Origin of the sequence: Sphingomonas oleivorans, from assembly GCF_003050615.1 — a bacterium.
In the GTDB taxonomy this organism is placed as follows: domain Bacteria; phylum Pseudomonadota; class Alphaproteobacteria; order Sphingomonadales; family Sphingomonadaceae; genus Sphingomonas_H; species Sphingomonas_H oleivorans.
Map to the genome: position 1 here is coordinate 871,630 of NZ_NWBU01000004.1, position 13,224 is coordinate 884,853.

The 13,224-nt window shown below is 67.6% G+C and carries 13 protein-coding genes; 7 read left to right on the forward strand and 6 right to left on the reverse strand.

Annotated elements, in window-relative coordinates; genetic code table 11:
- From pheT to rpmI, 4 genes are all read right to left on the reverse strand, one after another.
- Positions 1–2,370, reverse strand: coding sequence for a phenylalanine--tRNA ligase subunit beta (gene pheT, locus CLG96_RS04405; RefSeq protein ID WP_107966576.1), 2,370 nt, complete (start codon positions 2,368–2,370; stop codon positions 1–3).
- Entirely contained in the window at positions 2,367–3,464 is a 1,098-nt protein-coding gene (gene pheS, locus CLG96_RS04410; RefSeq protein WP_107966577.1) for a phenylalanine--tRNA ligase subunit alpha, read from the reverse strand. Before pheS ends, pheT begins: the two co-directional genes overlap by 4 nt.
- A 123-nt stretch (positions 3,465–3,587) precedes the next feature.
- Entirely contained in the window at positions 3,588–3,965 is a 378-nt protein-coding gene (gene rplT, locus CLG96_RS04415) for a 50S ribosomal protein L20 (protein WP_107966578.1), read from the reverse strand.
- 14 nt (positions 3,966–3,979) lie between these two features.
- Positions 3,980–4,183: a 50S ribosomal protein L35 gene (rpmI, locus tag CLG96_RS04420; protein WP_107966579.1), complete on the reverse strand. Its 204-nt coding sequence runs from the start codon at positions 4,181–4,183 to the stop codon at positions 3,980–3,982.
- Positions 4,184–4,338: 155 nt separating this feature from the next.
- Between rpmI and CLG96_RS04425 the strand changes: the two genes are divergently transcribed.
- The gene (locus CLG96_RS04425; protein ID WP_107966841.1) at positions 4,339–6,447 is read left to right on the forward strand and encodes an AsmA family protein; all 2,109 of its coding nucleotides are present in this window, start codon (positions 4,339–4,341) and stop codon (positions 6,445–6,447) included.
- Between the two features lie 5 nt (positions 6,448–6,452).
- Here the strand turns inward: CLG96_RS04425 and hisN are convergent, their stop codons facing one another.
- Positions 6,453–7,217, reverse strand: coding sequence for a histidinol-phosphatase (hisN, locus tag CLG96_RS04430; RefSeq protein ID WP_107966580.1), 765 nt, complete (start codon positions 7,215–7,217; stop codon positions 6,453–6,455).
- A gap of 87 nt (positions 7,218–7,304) precedes the next feature.
- Positions 7,305–8,240, reverse strand: a complete 936-nt coding sequence (locus CLG96_RS04435; RefSeq protein ID WP_107966581.1) for a ribose-phosphate pyrophosphokinase — start codon at positions 8,238–8,240, stop codon at positions 7,305–7,307.
- Between the two features lie 114 nt (positions 8,241–8,354).
- Here CLG96_RS04435 and CLG96_RS04440 point away from each other — a divergent pair, with 114 nt between their 5' ends.
- From CLG96_RS04440 to ribH, 6 genes are read left to right on the forward strand one after another with little or no spacing between them, the layout of a single operon-like run.
- The gene (locus CLG96_RS04440) at positions 8,355–9,689 is read left to right on the forward strand and encodes a glutamate--tRNA ligase (RefSeq protein ID WP_107966582.1); all 1,335 of its coding nucleotides are present in this window, start codon (positions 8,355–8,357) and stop codon (positions 9,687–9,689) included.
- A gap of 33 nt (positions 9,690–9,722) precedes the next feature.
- Positions 9,723–10,040: a hypothetical protein gene (locus CLG96_RS04445; RefSeq protein ID WP_107966583.1), complete on the forward strand. Its 318-nt coding sequence runs from the start codon at positions 9,723–9,725 to the stop codon at positions 10,038–10,040.
- Between the two features lie 26 nt (positions 10,041–10,066).
- Positions 10,067–11,020: a bifunctional diaminohydroxyphosphoribosylaminopyrimidine deaminase/5-amino-6-(5-phosphoribosylamino)uracil reductase RibD gene (gene ribD / locus CLG96_RS04450; protein WP_107966842.1), complete on the forward strand. Its 954-nt coding sequence runs from the start codon at positions 10,067–10,069 to the stop codon at positions 11,018–11,020.
- Between the two features lie 7 nt (positions 11,021–11,027).
- The gene (locus CLG96_RS04455) at positions 11,028–11,639 is read left to right on the forward strand and encodes a riboflavin synthase (RefSeq protein ID WP_107966584.1); all 612 of its coding nucleotides are present in this window, start codon (positions 11,028–11,030) and stop codon (positions 11,637–11,639) included.
- A complete protein-coding gene (ribB, locus tag CLG96_RS04460; RefSeq protein WP_107966585.1) occupies positions 11,626–12,783 on the forward strand; it encodes a 3,4-dihydroxy-2-butanone-4-phosphate synthase in 1,158 nt (385 codons plus the stop codon). Before CLG96_RS04455 ends, ribB begins: the two co-directional genes overlap by 14 nt.
- Complete coding sequence (gene ribH, locus CLG96_RS04465; protein ID WP_107966586.1) at positions 12,784–13,203, forward strand: 6,7-dimethyl-8-ribityllumazine synthase; 420 nt, start codon at positions 12,784–12,786, stop codon at positions 13,201–13,203.
- Positions 13,204–13,224 lie beyond the last annotated feature (21 nt).

Consider the following 13,224-nt stretch of genomic DNA (forward strand, 5'->3'; position numbering starts at 1 on the left):
TCAGGAGCGGAGCCGCGCGCCGATCTTGGCCGCCGCCGCGACGATCTTCTCCGAAATCGCCTGCAATTCGGCATCGGTGAAGCTCTTGTCACCCGGCTGGAGCGTCACCTCGATCGCCACCGACTTCTCGCCTTCCGGCACGCCCGCGCCGCTGAAGAGATCGAACAGCTTCACGCCCGTGATCGCCGCCTTGTCGGCGCCCCTCACCGCGCGGAGCAGTTCGTCTGCCGGCTTGTCCACCGCCATCAGCAAGGCGAAATCGCGCCGCACCGCCTGGAGCGCCGGCGGGGCATAGGCCGCCCGCGTCCGCGAGGCATCGCGCTTCTGCGGCATGGCGTCGAGGAACAGTTCCGCCGCGACGACCGGCCCTTCCAGATCGAAGGCCTTGGCCGTCGCCGGATGCAGCTCGCCAAATTCCGCGAGGATCGTCTTCGGGCCCAGCCGCAGCGTGCCCGAACGACCGGGATGGTAGACGGACGAGACCGCCGGCATCACCTGCAGCCGATCGACCGGCGCACCCGCCGCCGCGAGCAGCGCCACCGCCTCGGCCTTGGCGTCATAGGCGTCGAAGCCGACCGCCCGGCCGCTGCGCCAGTCGCGCTCGGTCCGTTCGCCCGCGAGCAGCACGCCGAGCGTGGCACCCTCGCCATCGGCCAGATAGCGCCGCCCGATCTCGAACAGCCGTATCGAGGCCGCGCCGCGATCCGCATTGCGCTTCGCCGCCGCAATCAGCCCGGGCAGCAGCGAAGGCCGCATCACCTTCAGCTCCTCGCTGATCGGATTGGCGAGCGTCCAGGCGCCGCCGCCGAAGGGTGCCGCCTCGGCTTCGGACACGAAGCTCCACGTCACCGCCTCGTTGAGCCCACGCGCGGCAGCCGCGCGACGTGCGGCGCGCTCGATGCGCTGGGCAGGCGTGGCGGTGGGCTTGGCGACGCCTTCGGCGCGCGGCAGCGGCGTGGACGGGATCTTGTCGATCCCCTCGATCCGCACGATTTCCTCGACCAGATCGGCAACGCCATCCACGTCGCGGCGCCAGCTCGGCACCAGCACCGTCCAGCCGCCATCGACCGCGAAGCCGAGCCGCGACAGGATCATCCGCTGCCTGTCCGGCGGCACGCTGAGCCCCGCCAGCTTCAGCGTCAGCCCCGTATCATATTTCAGCGTGCGTGCGCTGGCGGGGGGCTCGCCGGCCTCGACGACCTCCGTCGGCTGGCCCCCGCACAGTTCCGTCACCAGCTTCGTCGCGATCGCCAGCCCGTCGCCCAGGAAATCCGGATCGACGCCACGCTCGAAGCGCGTCCGCGAATCGGAGGCGAGGCCCAGCGCCTGCCCCGCGCGGGCGATCGCCTCGGGCGCGAAATAGGCGCATTCGATCAGGACGTCGGTCGTCGCCTCGGTCACACCCGAATAGGCGCCGCCCATGATCCCGGCGATGCCGAGCACGCGCGCCTCGTCCGCGATCACGGTCATGTCGGGCGTGAGCTTGTACGTCTTCTCGTTGAGCGCGACGAGCTCCTCGCCGGCGCGTGCCTTGCGCGCCACCAGCCCGCCCGAAAGCTTGGCAAGATCATAGACGTGAAGCGGCCGGCCATGATCGAGCAGCATATAGTTGGTGATATCGACCAGGGCCGAGATTGGCCGCTGGCCCACCGCCGTCAGCCGCTTGGCCAGCCAGTCGGGCGAGGGACCATTTTTCACGCCCGTCACGACGCGACCGAAAAAGGCCGGGCAGCCCTCCGGATCCTCGGTGCGGATCGCGACCGGCGAGGGCGTCTCCGTCCGGATGACGGGCACATCGAGCGGCTTCAACGTGCCCAGCCCCGCTGCTGCCAGATCGCGCGCGATGCCCCGCACGCCCATGCAATCCTGCCGGTTGGGCGTGATCGCCACGTCGATCACCGGATCGCCGAGCTCCGCCCATTCCACGAAGGACTTGCCCACCGGCGCATCGGCGGGAAGCTCGATTATGCCCTCATGCGCGTCGGACAGCTCCAGCTCGCGCATCGAGCACATCATGCCGCGGCTCTCGACGCCGCGGATCGCCGCGACCTTGAGCGTCACGTCGAGCCCCGGAACATAGGTTCCCGGCGCGCCGAACACGCCGACAAGCCCTGCGCGCGCATTGGGCGCCCCGCACACCACCTGCAGCGGCGCGCCCTCGCCCGCATCCACGGAAAGCACCTGAAGCTTGTCCGCCTGCGGATGGCGCTCGGCAGTCAGCACGCGCGCGATGCGGAAGGCGCCCAGCCTTTCGGCGGGATCCTCCACGCCTTCCACCTCGAGGCCCACGCGCGTCAGCGCCGCGACGATCTCGCCGAGCGAGGCGTCGGTCTCCAGATGGTCCTTCAGCCAGCCAAGGGTGAACTTCATGCTCCCACTCCTCCGCTCAGCGTGGGCACGTCGAGCGCCGCGAAGCCATAATGTCTGAGCCAGCGCAGATCGCCGTCGAAGAAGGCGCGCAGATCGTCCATGCCATATTTGAGCATCGCCAGCCGATCGATGCCGCAGCCGAAGGCGAAGCCCTGCCACTCCTCCGGATCGAGCCCGCAGGCCGCGATCACCTTGGGGTGCACCATTCCGCTACCCAATATCTCCATCCAGCCGCCGCCTTCGGCATCGCCGCCGCCGCCGATCACGCGCTTGCCGTTCACCCAGGTGAAGCCGACATCCACCTCCGCCGAAGGCTCGGTGAAGGGGAAATAGCTGGGCCGCAGCCGGAGAACGATGTCGTCCCGCTCGAAATAGGCCTTCACGAAGGTTTCGAGCGTCCATTTGAGATGGCCCATATGGATGCCGCGATCGATCACGAGGCCTTCCACCTGATGGAACATCGGCGTGTGCGTCGCATCCGAATCGGAACGATAGGTGCGGCCCGGCGCGATGATGCGGATCGGCGGCTCCTGCGCGGTCATCGTCCGGATCTGCACCGGCGACGTATGCGTGCGGAGCAGCATCTTCCGGCCGTCGCGGGCCTTGTCCTCGGGGAAATAGAAAGTGTCGTGCATCGCGCGCGCCGGATGCGTCTCCGGAATGTTGAGCGCGGTGAAATTATGCCAGTCGTCCTCGATCTCGGGCCCGGTCGCGACGGCGAAGCCCAGATCGGCGAATATCTCCGCCAGCTCGTCCATCACCTGGCTCACGGGATGGACCGATCCCTGCGGCCCGGCCATGACGGGCAGGCTCATGTCGAGCGTCTCGCTCGCCAGCCGCGCATCGAGCGCGGCCGCCTCGAACGCCGTCTTGGCCGCCGCCAGCGCGGCCGTCACAGCCTCGCGCAGCCCGTGGATGCGCGGGCCCTGCTCCTGCCGCTCCTCGGGCGTCATCTGCCCCAGCGTCTTCAAGAGGCCGGTCACCGCCCCCTGCTTGCCCAGCGCCCTCACCCGGATCGCCTCGATCGCGGCCAGATCCGTGGCGGTCGCGATCTCCCCCAGCAGATCGGTTTTCAGTTGGTCGAGGTCGGTCATGGCTAAAAGGTCGTTTCCGCTGTTCGGATGGCCGGCGGGCCATAAGTCATGGAGAGCACAAAAGGAAAGGGCGCGGATGGCCCGATGCCGTCCGCGCCCTCGAAAGCCTTGCGGCCGTGCGGTTTAGGCCGCGACCCGCGCGCCTTCCGGCAGCGCGGCCTTGGCCTGCGCGACGATCGCCTTGAAGGCCTCGCCCTCATGCATCGCGATGTCGGCCAGCACCTTCCGGTCCAGCTCGATGCCGGCCAGCTTCAGGCCATGCATGAACACGCCATAGGTGAGCCCTTCGGCGCGGACGGCGGCGTTGATGCGCTGGATCCAGAGCGCGCGGAACGACCGCTTCTTAACCTTGCGGTCGCGATAGGCGTACTGACCCGCCTTCTCGACGGCCTGACGGGCGATGCGGATGGTGTTCTTGCGGCGGCCATAATAGCCCTTCGCCTGATCCAGGATCCGCTTGTGCTTGGCGTGCGTGGTTACGCCGCGCTTGACGCGTGCCATATTTCAAGCCCTCCTTAGTTGAGGCCGTAGGGCGCCCAGAGCTTCACCGTACGCGAATCGGCGTCGGCGAGCACGGAGGTGCCGCGGTTCTGGCGGATATATTTGGCATTGTGGCTGATCAGCCGGTGACGCTTGCCGGCGACGCCGTGCTTCACCTTGCCGGTCGCGGTGAGCTTGAAGCGCTTCTTCACACCGCTCTTGGTCTTGAGCTTGGGCATTTTCGTCTCCTGAACTGCGACGTATGAAGACGGCCACGGCAGCCCATACCGGCCGGGCAGTCCATCAAATCGCGGAAGCGCGGGCCTATAGGCGAGCGATGCGCGCTTGGCAACCGCGAAGGAACCGGCCGCGCGTCCGGCGGTTGCTGCATCTCATGGCCGATCAACCGATCCCCGATAAGGCATCGCCGGCGCCATCCGCCAATCGGCAGATTCGCCGCGATCCGATAAGCACGACGCTAGCCACAGGGATTTCGCTACTCGCCACGCTCCTTGGCCTGATCGCCCTTCTCTGGCTCCTCCTCTTCGTCACCAAGGGCCGCTTCCTGAAGCCGGCATTCGAGTCGCTCGCCTCGCGCATGACCGAGCGGCAGGTGCGCGTTGCGGGCGATTTCCAATTCTATTTCAATATCATCGACCTAAAATTTCTCGCCGACGGCCTGACCGTCTCGAATCCGAAATGGGCGAGCCGGCCCAATTTCTTCGAGGCAAGACATATCGACACGCGGATCGAGACGATCCCGCTGATCTTCGGCAAGCGCCGCGCCGAATGGCTGATCCTCGACGGCGGCAAGGTCGATGCCGAATGGGATGCGCAGCGCCGCAACACATGGACCTTCGGCGATCCGAACCGGAAGGGCGCTCCCTTCCAATGGCCCGTCATCCGCCGCGCGACCGTCAGCGGCACGGAAGTGCGCTATCGCGATCCGCAGCTCCAGCTGCTGACCGATGTGAAGCTGGACATGATTCGGGCCGGCGGCACGCGGATCGTCAATGATCAGGTCCGCCTGACCGGGAACGGCACGCTGCGCGGCAAGCCGTTCGTGATGAGCGGCGGCATATTGACGCCCAACAGCACGGTGCGCTTCGGCCGCACCAGCCTCATCCTGCATGCGCAATCCGGTCCGACGAGACTCGATGTAAACGGCAGCTTGCCGGCCGCCACCCAGATCGAGGGATCGGACCTCACCCTCATGGTTCGCGGCCCCAATCTGCGCCTGTTGTTCGACTTTCTCGGCGTCGCCGTACCCGACACGCGCAGCTATCGCTTCACCTCCAGGCTCACCAAGGCGGATGACGAATGGCGCTTCACCCGGCTGAACGGCTTTTTCGGGGATAGCGATCTGGCGGGCCGGATGACCATCTCCATGCCCAATGAGCGGCTGTTCATCGATGCCGATCTCGCCTCGCGCAAGGTGGACATCATCGATGTCGGGCCGTTCGTCGGCTATGCCCCCAATGCGCTCGCCACCAAGGGGCCGACAGCGGCGGTGAGCCAGACCGGCGGCGCAATCCGGCTGTTGCCCGATGCGCCGCTCCGCATCGATGCGATCAGCCGCTTCGACGCCCACGTCGATTATCAGGTGCGCACCATCCGCGCGCCGAACCTGCCGGTGTCGAACGTGGCGCTCGTCCTCGATCTCGAGGATCGGCTGCTGAAGCTTTCGCCGCTCACCATGGATGTGGCCGGCGGCCATCTCGCCTCGGACATTTCGATCAATGCGCGCGTGCCGGCGGTCATCACCGAATATGACATCCGCCTCTCGCCCACGCCGATGGGCCGGCTGCTCCGGGGAATAGGCGCGGAGGAATCGGGCACCACCGGCACGCTTTCCGCACGCGTGCAGATGCGCGGCACGGGCGACACGCTGCGCGATTCGCTCGCCACATCGAATGGGCGCATCGCCATGATCCTGCCGCAGGGCAGTTTCTGGACACGCAACATCCAGCTTTCGGAAATCGATATCGGCACCTTCATCCAGAAGATGTTCGAGCAGAAGCTGACGGAGCCGGTGCAGATCAATTGCGGCCTGATCGCCTTCACCGTGCGCCAGGGCCTCGCCTCGGCCGATCCTATCCTGATCGACACGCGCCAGAATGTGATGATCGGCCGGGGCGGCTTCAGCTTCCGCGACGAATCGCTCAATCTCGCCTTCCGCGCCGATGCCAAGAAGTTCAGCCTGTTCTCCGGCCAGTCCCCCGTCGGCCTAGGCGGCCATTTCGCGGCGCCACGGATCGACGTGATCAGCCCGGAGCTGATGGCCCGGGGCGGCGCCGGCCTTGGCCTCGCCGCCGTCAATCCCCTTGCGGCCATTCTCGCCTTCGTCGATCCGGGCGATGCGAAGGCCGCTGCCTGCGGCCCCATCCTCTCCGGCGCCCGCGCCTCGGCCCAGCGCACGACCAAGGGCGAGCCGCGCAAGGATGTTGGCGCCGAAACGAAGCAGGAGCCGCAGAAGAAAAAGAAATTCCTCGGTATCTTCTGACCGGCTCAGCCGAGCGTCGCGATCACCGCATCCAGCAACTCCGGATCCCCGGCGGCGATCACCCGTCCGTCGCTCGTCGCATCGAGCGGACGCCCGGCCCAGTCGCACATCCGCCCGCCCGCGCCCTCGACCACGGGGACGAGAGCCGCGAAATCATGGAGCTTCAGCCCCGCCTCGACGACGAGATCGAGATGGCCGCTCGCGAGCAGCCCATAATTATGGCAGTCGCCGCCCCATAATGTGCCCCAGGCCGCCGCGGCGAGCCGACCGAACGCAGCACCATCGGGCGGGCGGAAATAATCGGGCCCGGTCGTCGCAAGATGCGCTTCGCCCAGCGCGGCGCAGGCCCGCGTCCGCGCGACCGCGCCGTTGAGCAGCGTCGGCCGGCCGGCGGCCCCCACCCATCGGTCGCGCGCAATCGGCTGGTCGATGACGCCGATCACCGGCCGGCCCCGCTCGAGCAGCGCCACCAGGCAGCCGAAGAGCGGCCGGCCGGCGATGAAGGCGCGCGTGCCATCGATCGGATCGATCACCCAGATCCGCTCCGCATCGCCGCGCAGCGTGCCATATTCCTCGCCGATGATGCCGTCCGCCGGGCGCTCGACTTCCAATATGCGACGGATCGCGGCTTCGGCGGCGCGATCCGCCTGCGTCACCGGCGAAGCATCCGCCTTGGTCTCCATGTCGAAGCGCGCCCGGAAGAAGGGGCGAATCGCCTCGCCCGCCGCATCGGCGAGCCTTTCCGCGAGAAGAATGTCGTCGTCGGTCATGCTGGCGTCATCGGCAAGGAGCGCGCGCGGCGCAAGGCCGTGAATGAGGGCCGGGCCCTCACCTCCCTTTGCCAGCCGCCCGGAAGCTCAGTCGAACAGGCTGGAAACCGAGCTTTCGTCCGCGATGCGCGTGATCGCCTCGGCGAGCAGCGGCGCGATCGTCAGCAGGCGGATCTTCTTGGCGTCCTTCACCGCATCGGGCGCGCCGATCGAATCGGTGATCACAAGCTCGGTCAGCGCCGATCCCTCGACGCGCGCCACGGCACCACCCGAAAGCACGCCATGGCTGACATAGGCGACGACGCCCTCCGCGCCTGCCTCGAGCAGCGCCGCAGCCGCGTTGCACAGCGTGCCCGCCGAATCGACGATATCGTCGACCAGGATGCAGAAGCGCCCGGAGACATCGCCGATGATGTTCATCACCTCCGATTCGCCCGGCCGCTCGCGGCGCTTGTCGACGATCGCCAGCGGCGCATTGTCCAGCCGCTTGGAAAGGGTGCGGGCACGGACGACGCCGCCCACGTCGGGCGAGACGACCATCAGGTTGCGGCCCGCGAAACGCGCCTGGATATCCGCCGACATCACCGGCGCGGCATAGAGATTGTCGGTCGGGATATCGAAGAAGCCCTGGATCTGGCCGGCATGGAGATCGACCGAAAGCACGCGGTCCGCACCCGCCTTGGTGATCAGGTTCGCCACCAGCTTGGCCGAGATCGGCGTGCGCGGACCGGGCTTCCGATCCTGCCGGGCATAGCCGAAATAGGGGATGACGGCAGTGATCCGCCGGGCCGAGGCGCGGCGCAGCGCATCGATGCAGATCAGCAATTCCATCAGATTGTCATTGGCCGGATAGCCGGTCGACTGGATCACGAACACGTCCTCGCCGCGGACATTCTCGTGAATCTCGACGAACACCTCCTCGTCGGCGAAACGGCGGACGCTCGCGTCGGTCAGCGGCATTTCCAGATATTCGGCTATCGCCCGCGCCAGCGGCAGATTGGAGTTGCCAGTCAGCAGTTTCATCGCACGAATTCCCAACATTGCCGCCATAATCGTCCGCGCGCCTCATAGTGACGGTGGCCGAGGAGGGAAAGGGGGCGGTTGCCGCGCCCGTTTGCGCTGCTACAGGGTCGCGCCATGCCCGTCATCACCCGCTTCGCGCCTTCGCCCACCGGCCGGCTCCATGTCGGCAACATCCGCGCCGCGCTCCACAACTGGCTCCATGCCCGCCGGCAGGGCGGCCTTTTCCTGCTGCGCCTCGACGATACGGATGCCGAGCGTTCGACTGCCTTATTCGCCGATTCGATCCGCGCGGACCTCGCCTGGCTAGGCCTCGCGCCCGATGCGGAATATCGCCAGTCCGATCGCTTCGCGCTTTACGAGGCGCAGTTTCAGAGGCTGGTGGCGAGCGGCCATGTCTATCCCGCCTATGAGACGCAGCAGGAGCTGGACCTCAAGCGCAAGATCCTCGCCGGACGCGGCCTGCCGCCAATCTATGATCGCGCGGCACTGCGGCTCTCCGACACGGATCGCGTCGCGCTGGAGGCCGAGGGCCGCCGGCCGCACTGGCGCTTCCGCCTCGATCATGACGCGCCGATCGTCTGGCACGATCTGATTCGGGGCGAGCAGCGGCTCGATCCGAAGCTCCTCTCCGATCCCGTCATCCGCCGCGAGGACGGAAGCTGGCTCTATATGCTGCCCAGCGTGATCGACGATATCGACATGGGCGTGACGCATGTCGTGCGCGGCGAGGATCATACGACCAATACCGGGCTCCAGCTCCAGATGTTCGCAGCGCTCGGCGCCGTGCCACCCCTCTTCGCGCATGAGGCGCTGCTGACGGGAAGCGAGGGCAAGCTTTCCAAGCGGCTCGGCTCGCTCGGCTGCGATGCCTTCCGTGGCGAGGGGATCGAGCCCTTGGCGCTCGCCGCCCTGCTTGCGCGCCTCGGCACCAGCGATCCGGTGGAGCCGGTCGAAAGCATGGCGCCGCTGATCGAGGGCCTCGATTTCGCCCGCTTCGGCCGGGCTCCGGCGCGCTTCGATCTGGACGAGTTGAAGGCGCTCAACGCCCGCATCATCCATCTCCTGCCCCATGAGGCCGTCGCCGATCGTCTCCCCGCCGGGATGGATGCCGCCGCCTGGGCCGCGATCCGCCCCAATATCGCGACCGTGGCGGAGGCGGCCGACTGGTGGCGCGTGATCGAAGGGCCGATCGATCCACCGCCCGCGCCGGAGGAGGATCGCGCCTATCTCGCCATCGCTGCCGAGATCGCCGCCGGCATCGACTGGTCGGCCAATCCCTGGGCGGCGCTCACCGCCGCGCTGAAGGAGAGGAGCGGCCGCAAGGGCAAGCCCCTCTTCCTCCCGCTCCGCCGCGCACTGACCGGGCTCGACCATGGCCCGGACATGGCCACGCTGCTGCCGCTGATCGGCCGCGAAGGCACGCTGCAACGGCTGCGGGCAATGGGCTAGCGCGGCCTCGCCGCCCGCCCTATCTTGGCGGCCATGGCTCTTCCCCGCCCTTCTTCTCCGCGCGCGCTCACCAAGGATCTCCGCCTTTTCCTGCTCGGCGGGGGGCGGCACAAGATTCTGGTCGCCGTGGCAGCGATATTGATGCCCGTGATCATCGTCCTCGGTTTCATCAAGGATGCGCGCACCAACATCCTGCCCGGCCGCTCGATCACCTATATTCAGAGCTGGCCCGCCAACCGTTCGGACGAAGAGATCATCGCCCAGCAGAAGATCGATCAGAAGAAGAAGGAAATAGCGGACGCGAAGCGGCGCGCCGAATGGCAGAGGCTGGCCAAGCAGCTCGGAATGTGAGCAGGCCCGAGGACGATGCGCGCTGGATGGCGGCGGCGCTGGCGCTCGGCGCGCGCGGCCGGGGGCGAACCGCGCCCAATCCCAATGTCGGCTGCCTGATCGTCCGCGACGGCCGCGTCATCGGCCGGGGCTGGACCCAGCCCGGCGGACGCCCCCATGCCGAGGCGATGGCGCTGGAACAGGCCGGCAATGTCGCCGGCGCCACCATCTACGTCACGCTGGAGCCCTGCGCGCATCGATCGCCGCGCGGGCCCGCCTGCGCCGATCTGCTCGTCGCCGCCCGGCCGGCCCGGATCGTCATGGCGCTCGGCGATCCCGATCCACGCACCGACGGGCTGGGCGTGGCCCGGCTGCGCGCGGCAGGAATCGCCGTGACCGAAAATCTCCTCGCCCATGAGGCGGCACGCGGCATGGCGGGCTTTCTCAGCCGGCAGATGCTCGGCCGGCCGCATGTCACGCTGAAGCTCGCTACCTCGCTCGACGGCCGCATCGCGCTTCCCGACGGGCGCAGCCGCTGGATCACCGGCGCACAGGCCCGCGCGCACGCCCATGTCGAGCGCGCCACCACAGATGCGATCCTCGTCGGGCGCGGAACCTATGATGCCGATGCGCCCCGGCTCGACGTCCGCCTGGCCGGGCTGGAGGGCCGCTCGCCCCGCCGCCTGCTGCTCAGCACCCGCGAGGCGCCCGAAGGCTGGACGGCAATCGCGAGCCCGGAGGCGATCGCAACGCTTGCCGATGTCGATCATCTGCTGGTCGAGGGCGGTGCCGGCGCCGCCGCCGCCTTTCTGCGCGAGGATCTGGTCGATCGGCTGCTCCTTTATCGCGCGCCCCTCCTGATCGGCGAAGGACGCGCCGCGATCGGCGATATCGGCCTCCATGACCTAGCCGAAGCGCATGGCCGCTGGCGGCTCGCCGACACGCGAATGCTTGGCAGCGACCGGCTGGAGGTCTACGAGCGCCAGCGCACAGGCGGATAGGGCTCCCATGTTCACCGGAATCATCACCGACGTCGGCACGATCGAGGCCATAGAGCAGCGCGGCGACCTGCGCGCGCGGATCATGACCGCCTATGACACGGGCACGATCGATCTCGGCGCGTCCATCTCCTGTTCGGGCGCCTGCCTGACGGTGGTGGACAAGGGCCCTGGCTGGTTCGCGGTGGATATCTCCGCCGAAACGGTCGCGCGCACCGCTCCCGGAATCTGGTCCGTCGCCAGCCGCCTCAATCTCGAACGCGCGCTCAAGGTGGGCGACGAGCTTGGCGGCCATATCGTCACCGGCCATGTCGACGGCATCGGCACGATCGTCTCGGCCCTGCCCGAGGGCGATTCCGTCCGCCTCACCATCGCCGTGCCGAAGGTGCTCGCGCCCTATGTCGCGCCCAAGGGCTCGATCGCGCTCGACGGCATCTCGCTCACCGTCAACAGCGTGGCGGATACGGCCGATGGCGCCGAGATCGGGCTCAACATCATCCCCCACACCGCCGCCATGACGACCTTCGACCGGCTCGAGCCCGGCCGGCCGATCCATGTCGAAATCGATGTCCTCGCCCGCTATCTGGGCCGGATGGAGCAGCTCCGCAATGTCGCCCGCTAACCCCCTCTCCCGCCTGCGCCACGCCTTTCTTTCCTCGCCCGAGGAGATTATCGACGAAGCGCGCAACGGCCGGATGTTCATCCTGGTCGACGATGAGGATCGCGAGAATGAAGGCGATCTCGTCATCCCCGCGCAAATGGCGACGCCGGATGCGATCAATTTCATGGCGAAGCATGGCCGCGGCCTGATCTGCCTCGCGCTCGCCAAGCAGCGCGTCGATCAGCTCGGCCTCGATCTGATGAGCCGCAACAACGGCACGCGCCACGAAACCGCCTTCACCGTCTCGATCGAGGCGCGCGAGGGCGTCACCACCGGCATTTCGGCGGCCGATCGCGCGCGGACCATCGCGGTCGCGATCGATGCGTCCAAGGGCCGCGAGCATATCGTAACGCCGGGCCATATCTTCCCGCTGATCGCGCGCGAGGGCGGCGTGCTGGTGCGCGCCGGCCATACCGAGGCGGCGGTCGACGTGGCGCGGCTGGCCGGGCTCAACCCCTCCGGCGTGATCTGCGAGATCATGAAGGATGACGGGACGATGGCGCGGATGGACGATCTCGTCTCCTTCGCCCAGCTCCACAATCTCAAGATCGGCACGATCCGCGACCTGATCGCCTATCGCCGCCGCTACGACCATCTCGTCGAAAAGCGCGCGGAACTGCGCTTCACGAGCCGCTGGGGCGGCGAATGGACGGGCATGACCTTCTACAACAAGGCCACCGGCACGGAGCAGGTGGCGCTGGTGAAGGGCCATATCGATCCCACGAAGCCGACACTCGTACGCATGCACAGCATGTCCACCTTCACCGACCTGTTCGGTGAGATTTCGGAGCGGTCGAACCTGCTGTCGGGCGCGATGGAGATGATCGGGCAGGAAGGCTCGGGCGTCGTTGTCGTCATCAATCGCCCGATGCAGGGCGATACGCTGAGCAAGGTGATGGCGGCGCGCGCGGCGGGCACGGCGGTGCGCGAGATTCCCGAGCTCGCGGAGCTGCGCGATTATGGCGTCGGCGCGCAGATCCTGTCGGAACTGGGCGTGCACGACATGATCCTGCTCACCAATTCGCATCATACGCTGGTGGCGCTCGACGGCTATGGCCTGTCGATCGTCGGCGAGCGGCCGATTCCCGGCGCCGGAGAAGAATGAATGGCACGTATCCTGATCGTCGAAGCCCGTTTCTACGCCCATCTGAACGATCTGCTGCTCGAGGGCGCCACCGCCGCGATCGAGGAAGCCGGCCACAAGCATGAGGTGATCACCGTCCCCGGCGCGCTGGAGATTCCGGGCGCGGTGGCGCTTGCCGCCGAGACGGGCCGTTATGACGCCTTCGTCGCACTCGGCGTGGTGATCCGCGGCGAAACCTATCATTTCGAGGTGGTGTCGAACGAAAGCGCGCGCGGCCTGATGGCGCTGGCGATGGACGGCATTCCGATCGGCAACGGCATCCTCACCGTCGAGGACGAAGCCCAGGCGCTCGCCCGCGCGCGCTCGACCGAAAAGGACAAGGGTGGCGAGGCGGCCAAGGCGGCGCTCGCCATGCTCGCCCTCAAGGAACGCTTCGCCTGATCCGAAATGCCGGGCCGCAGG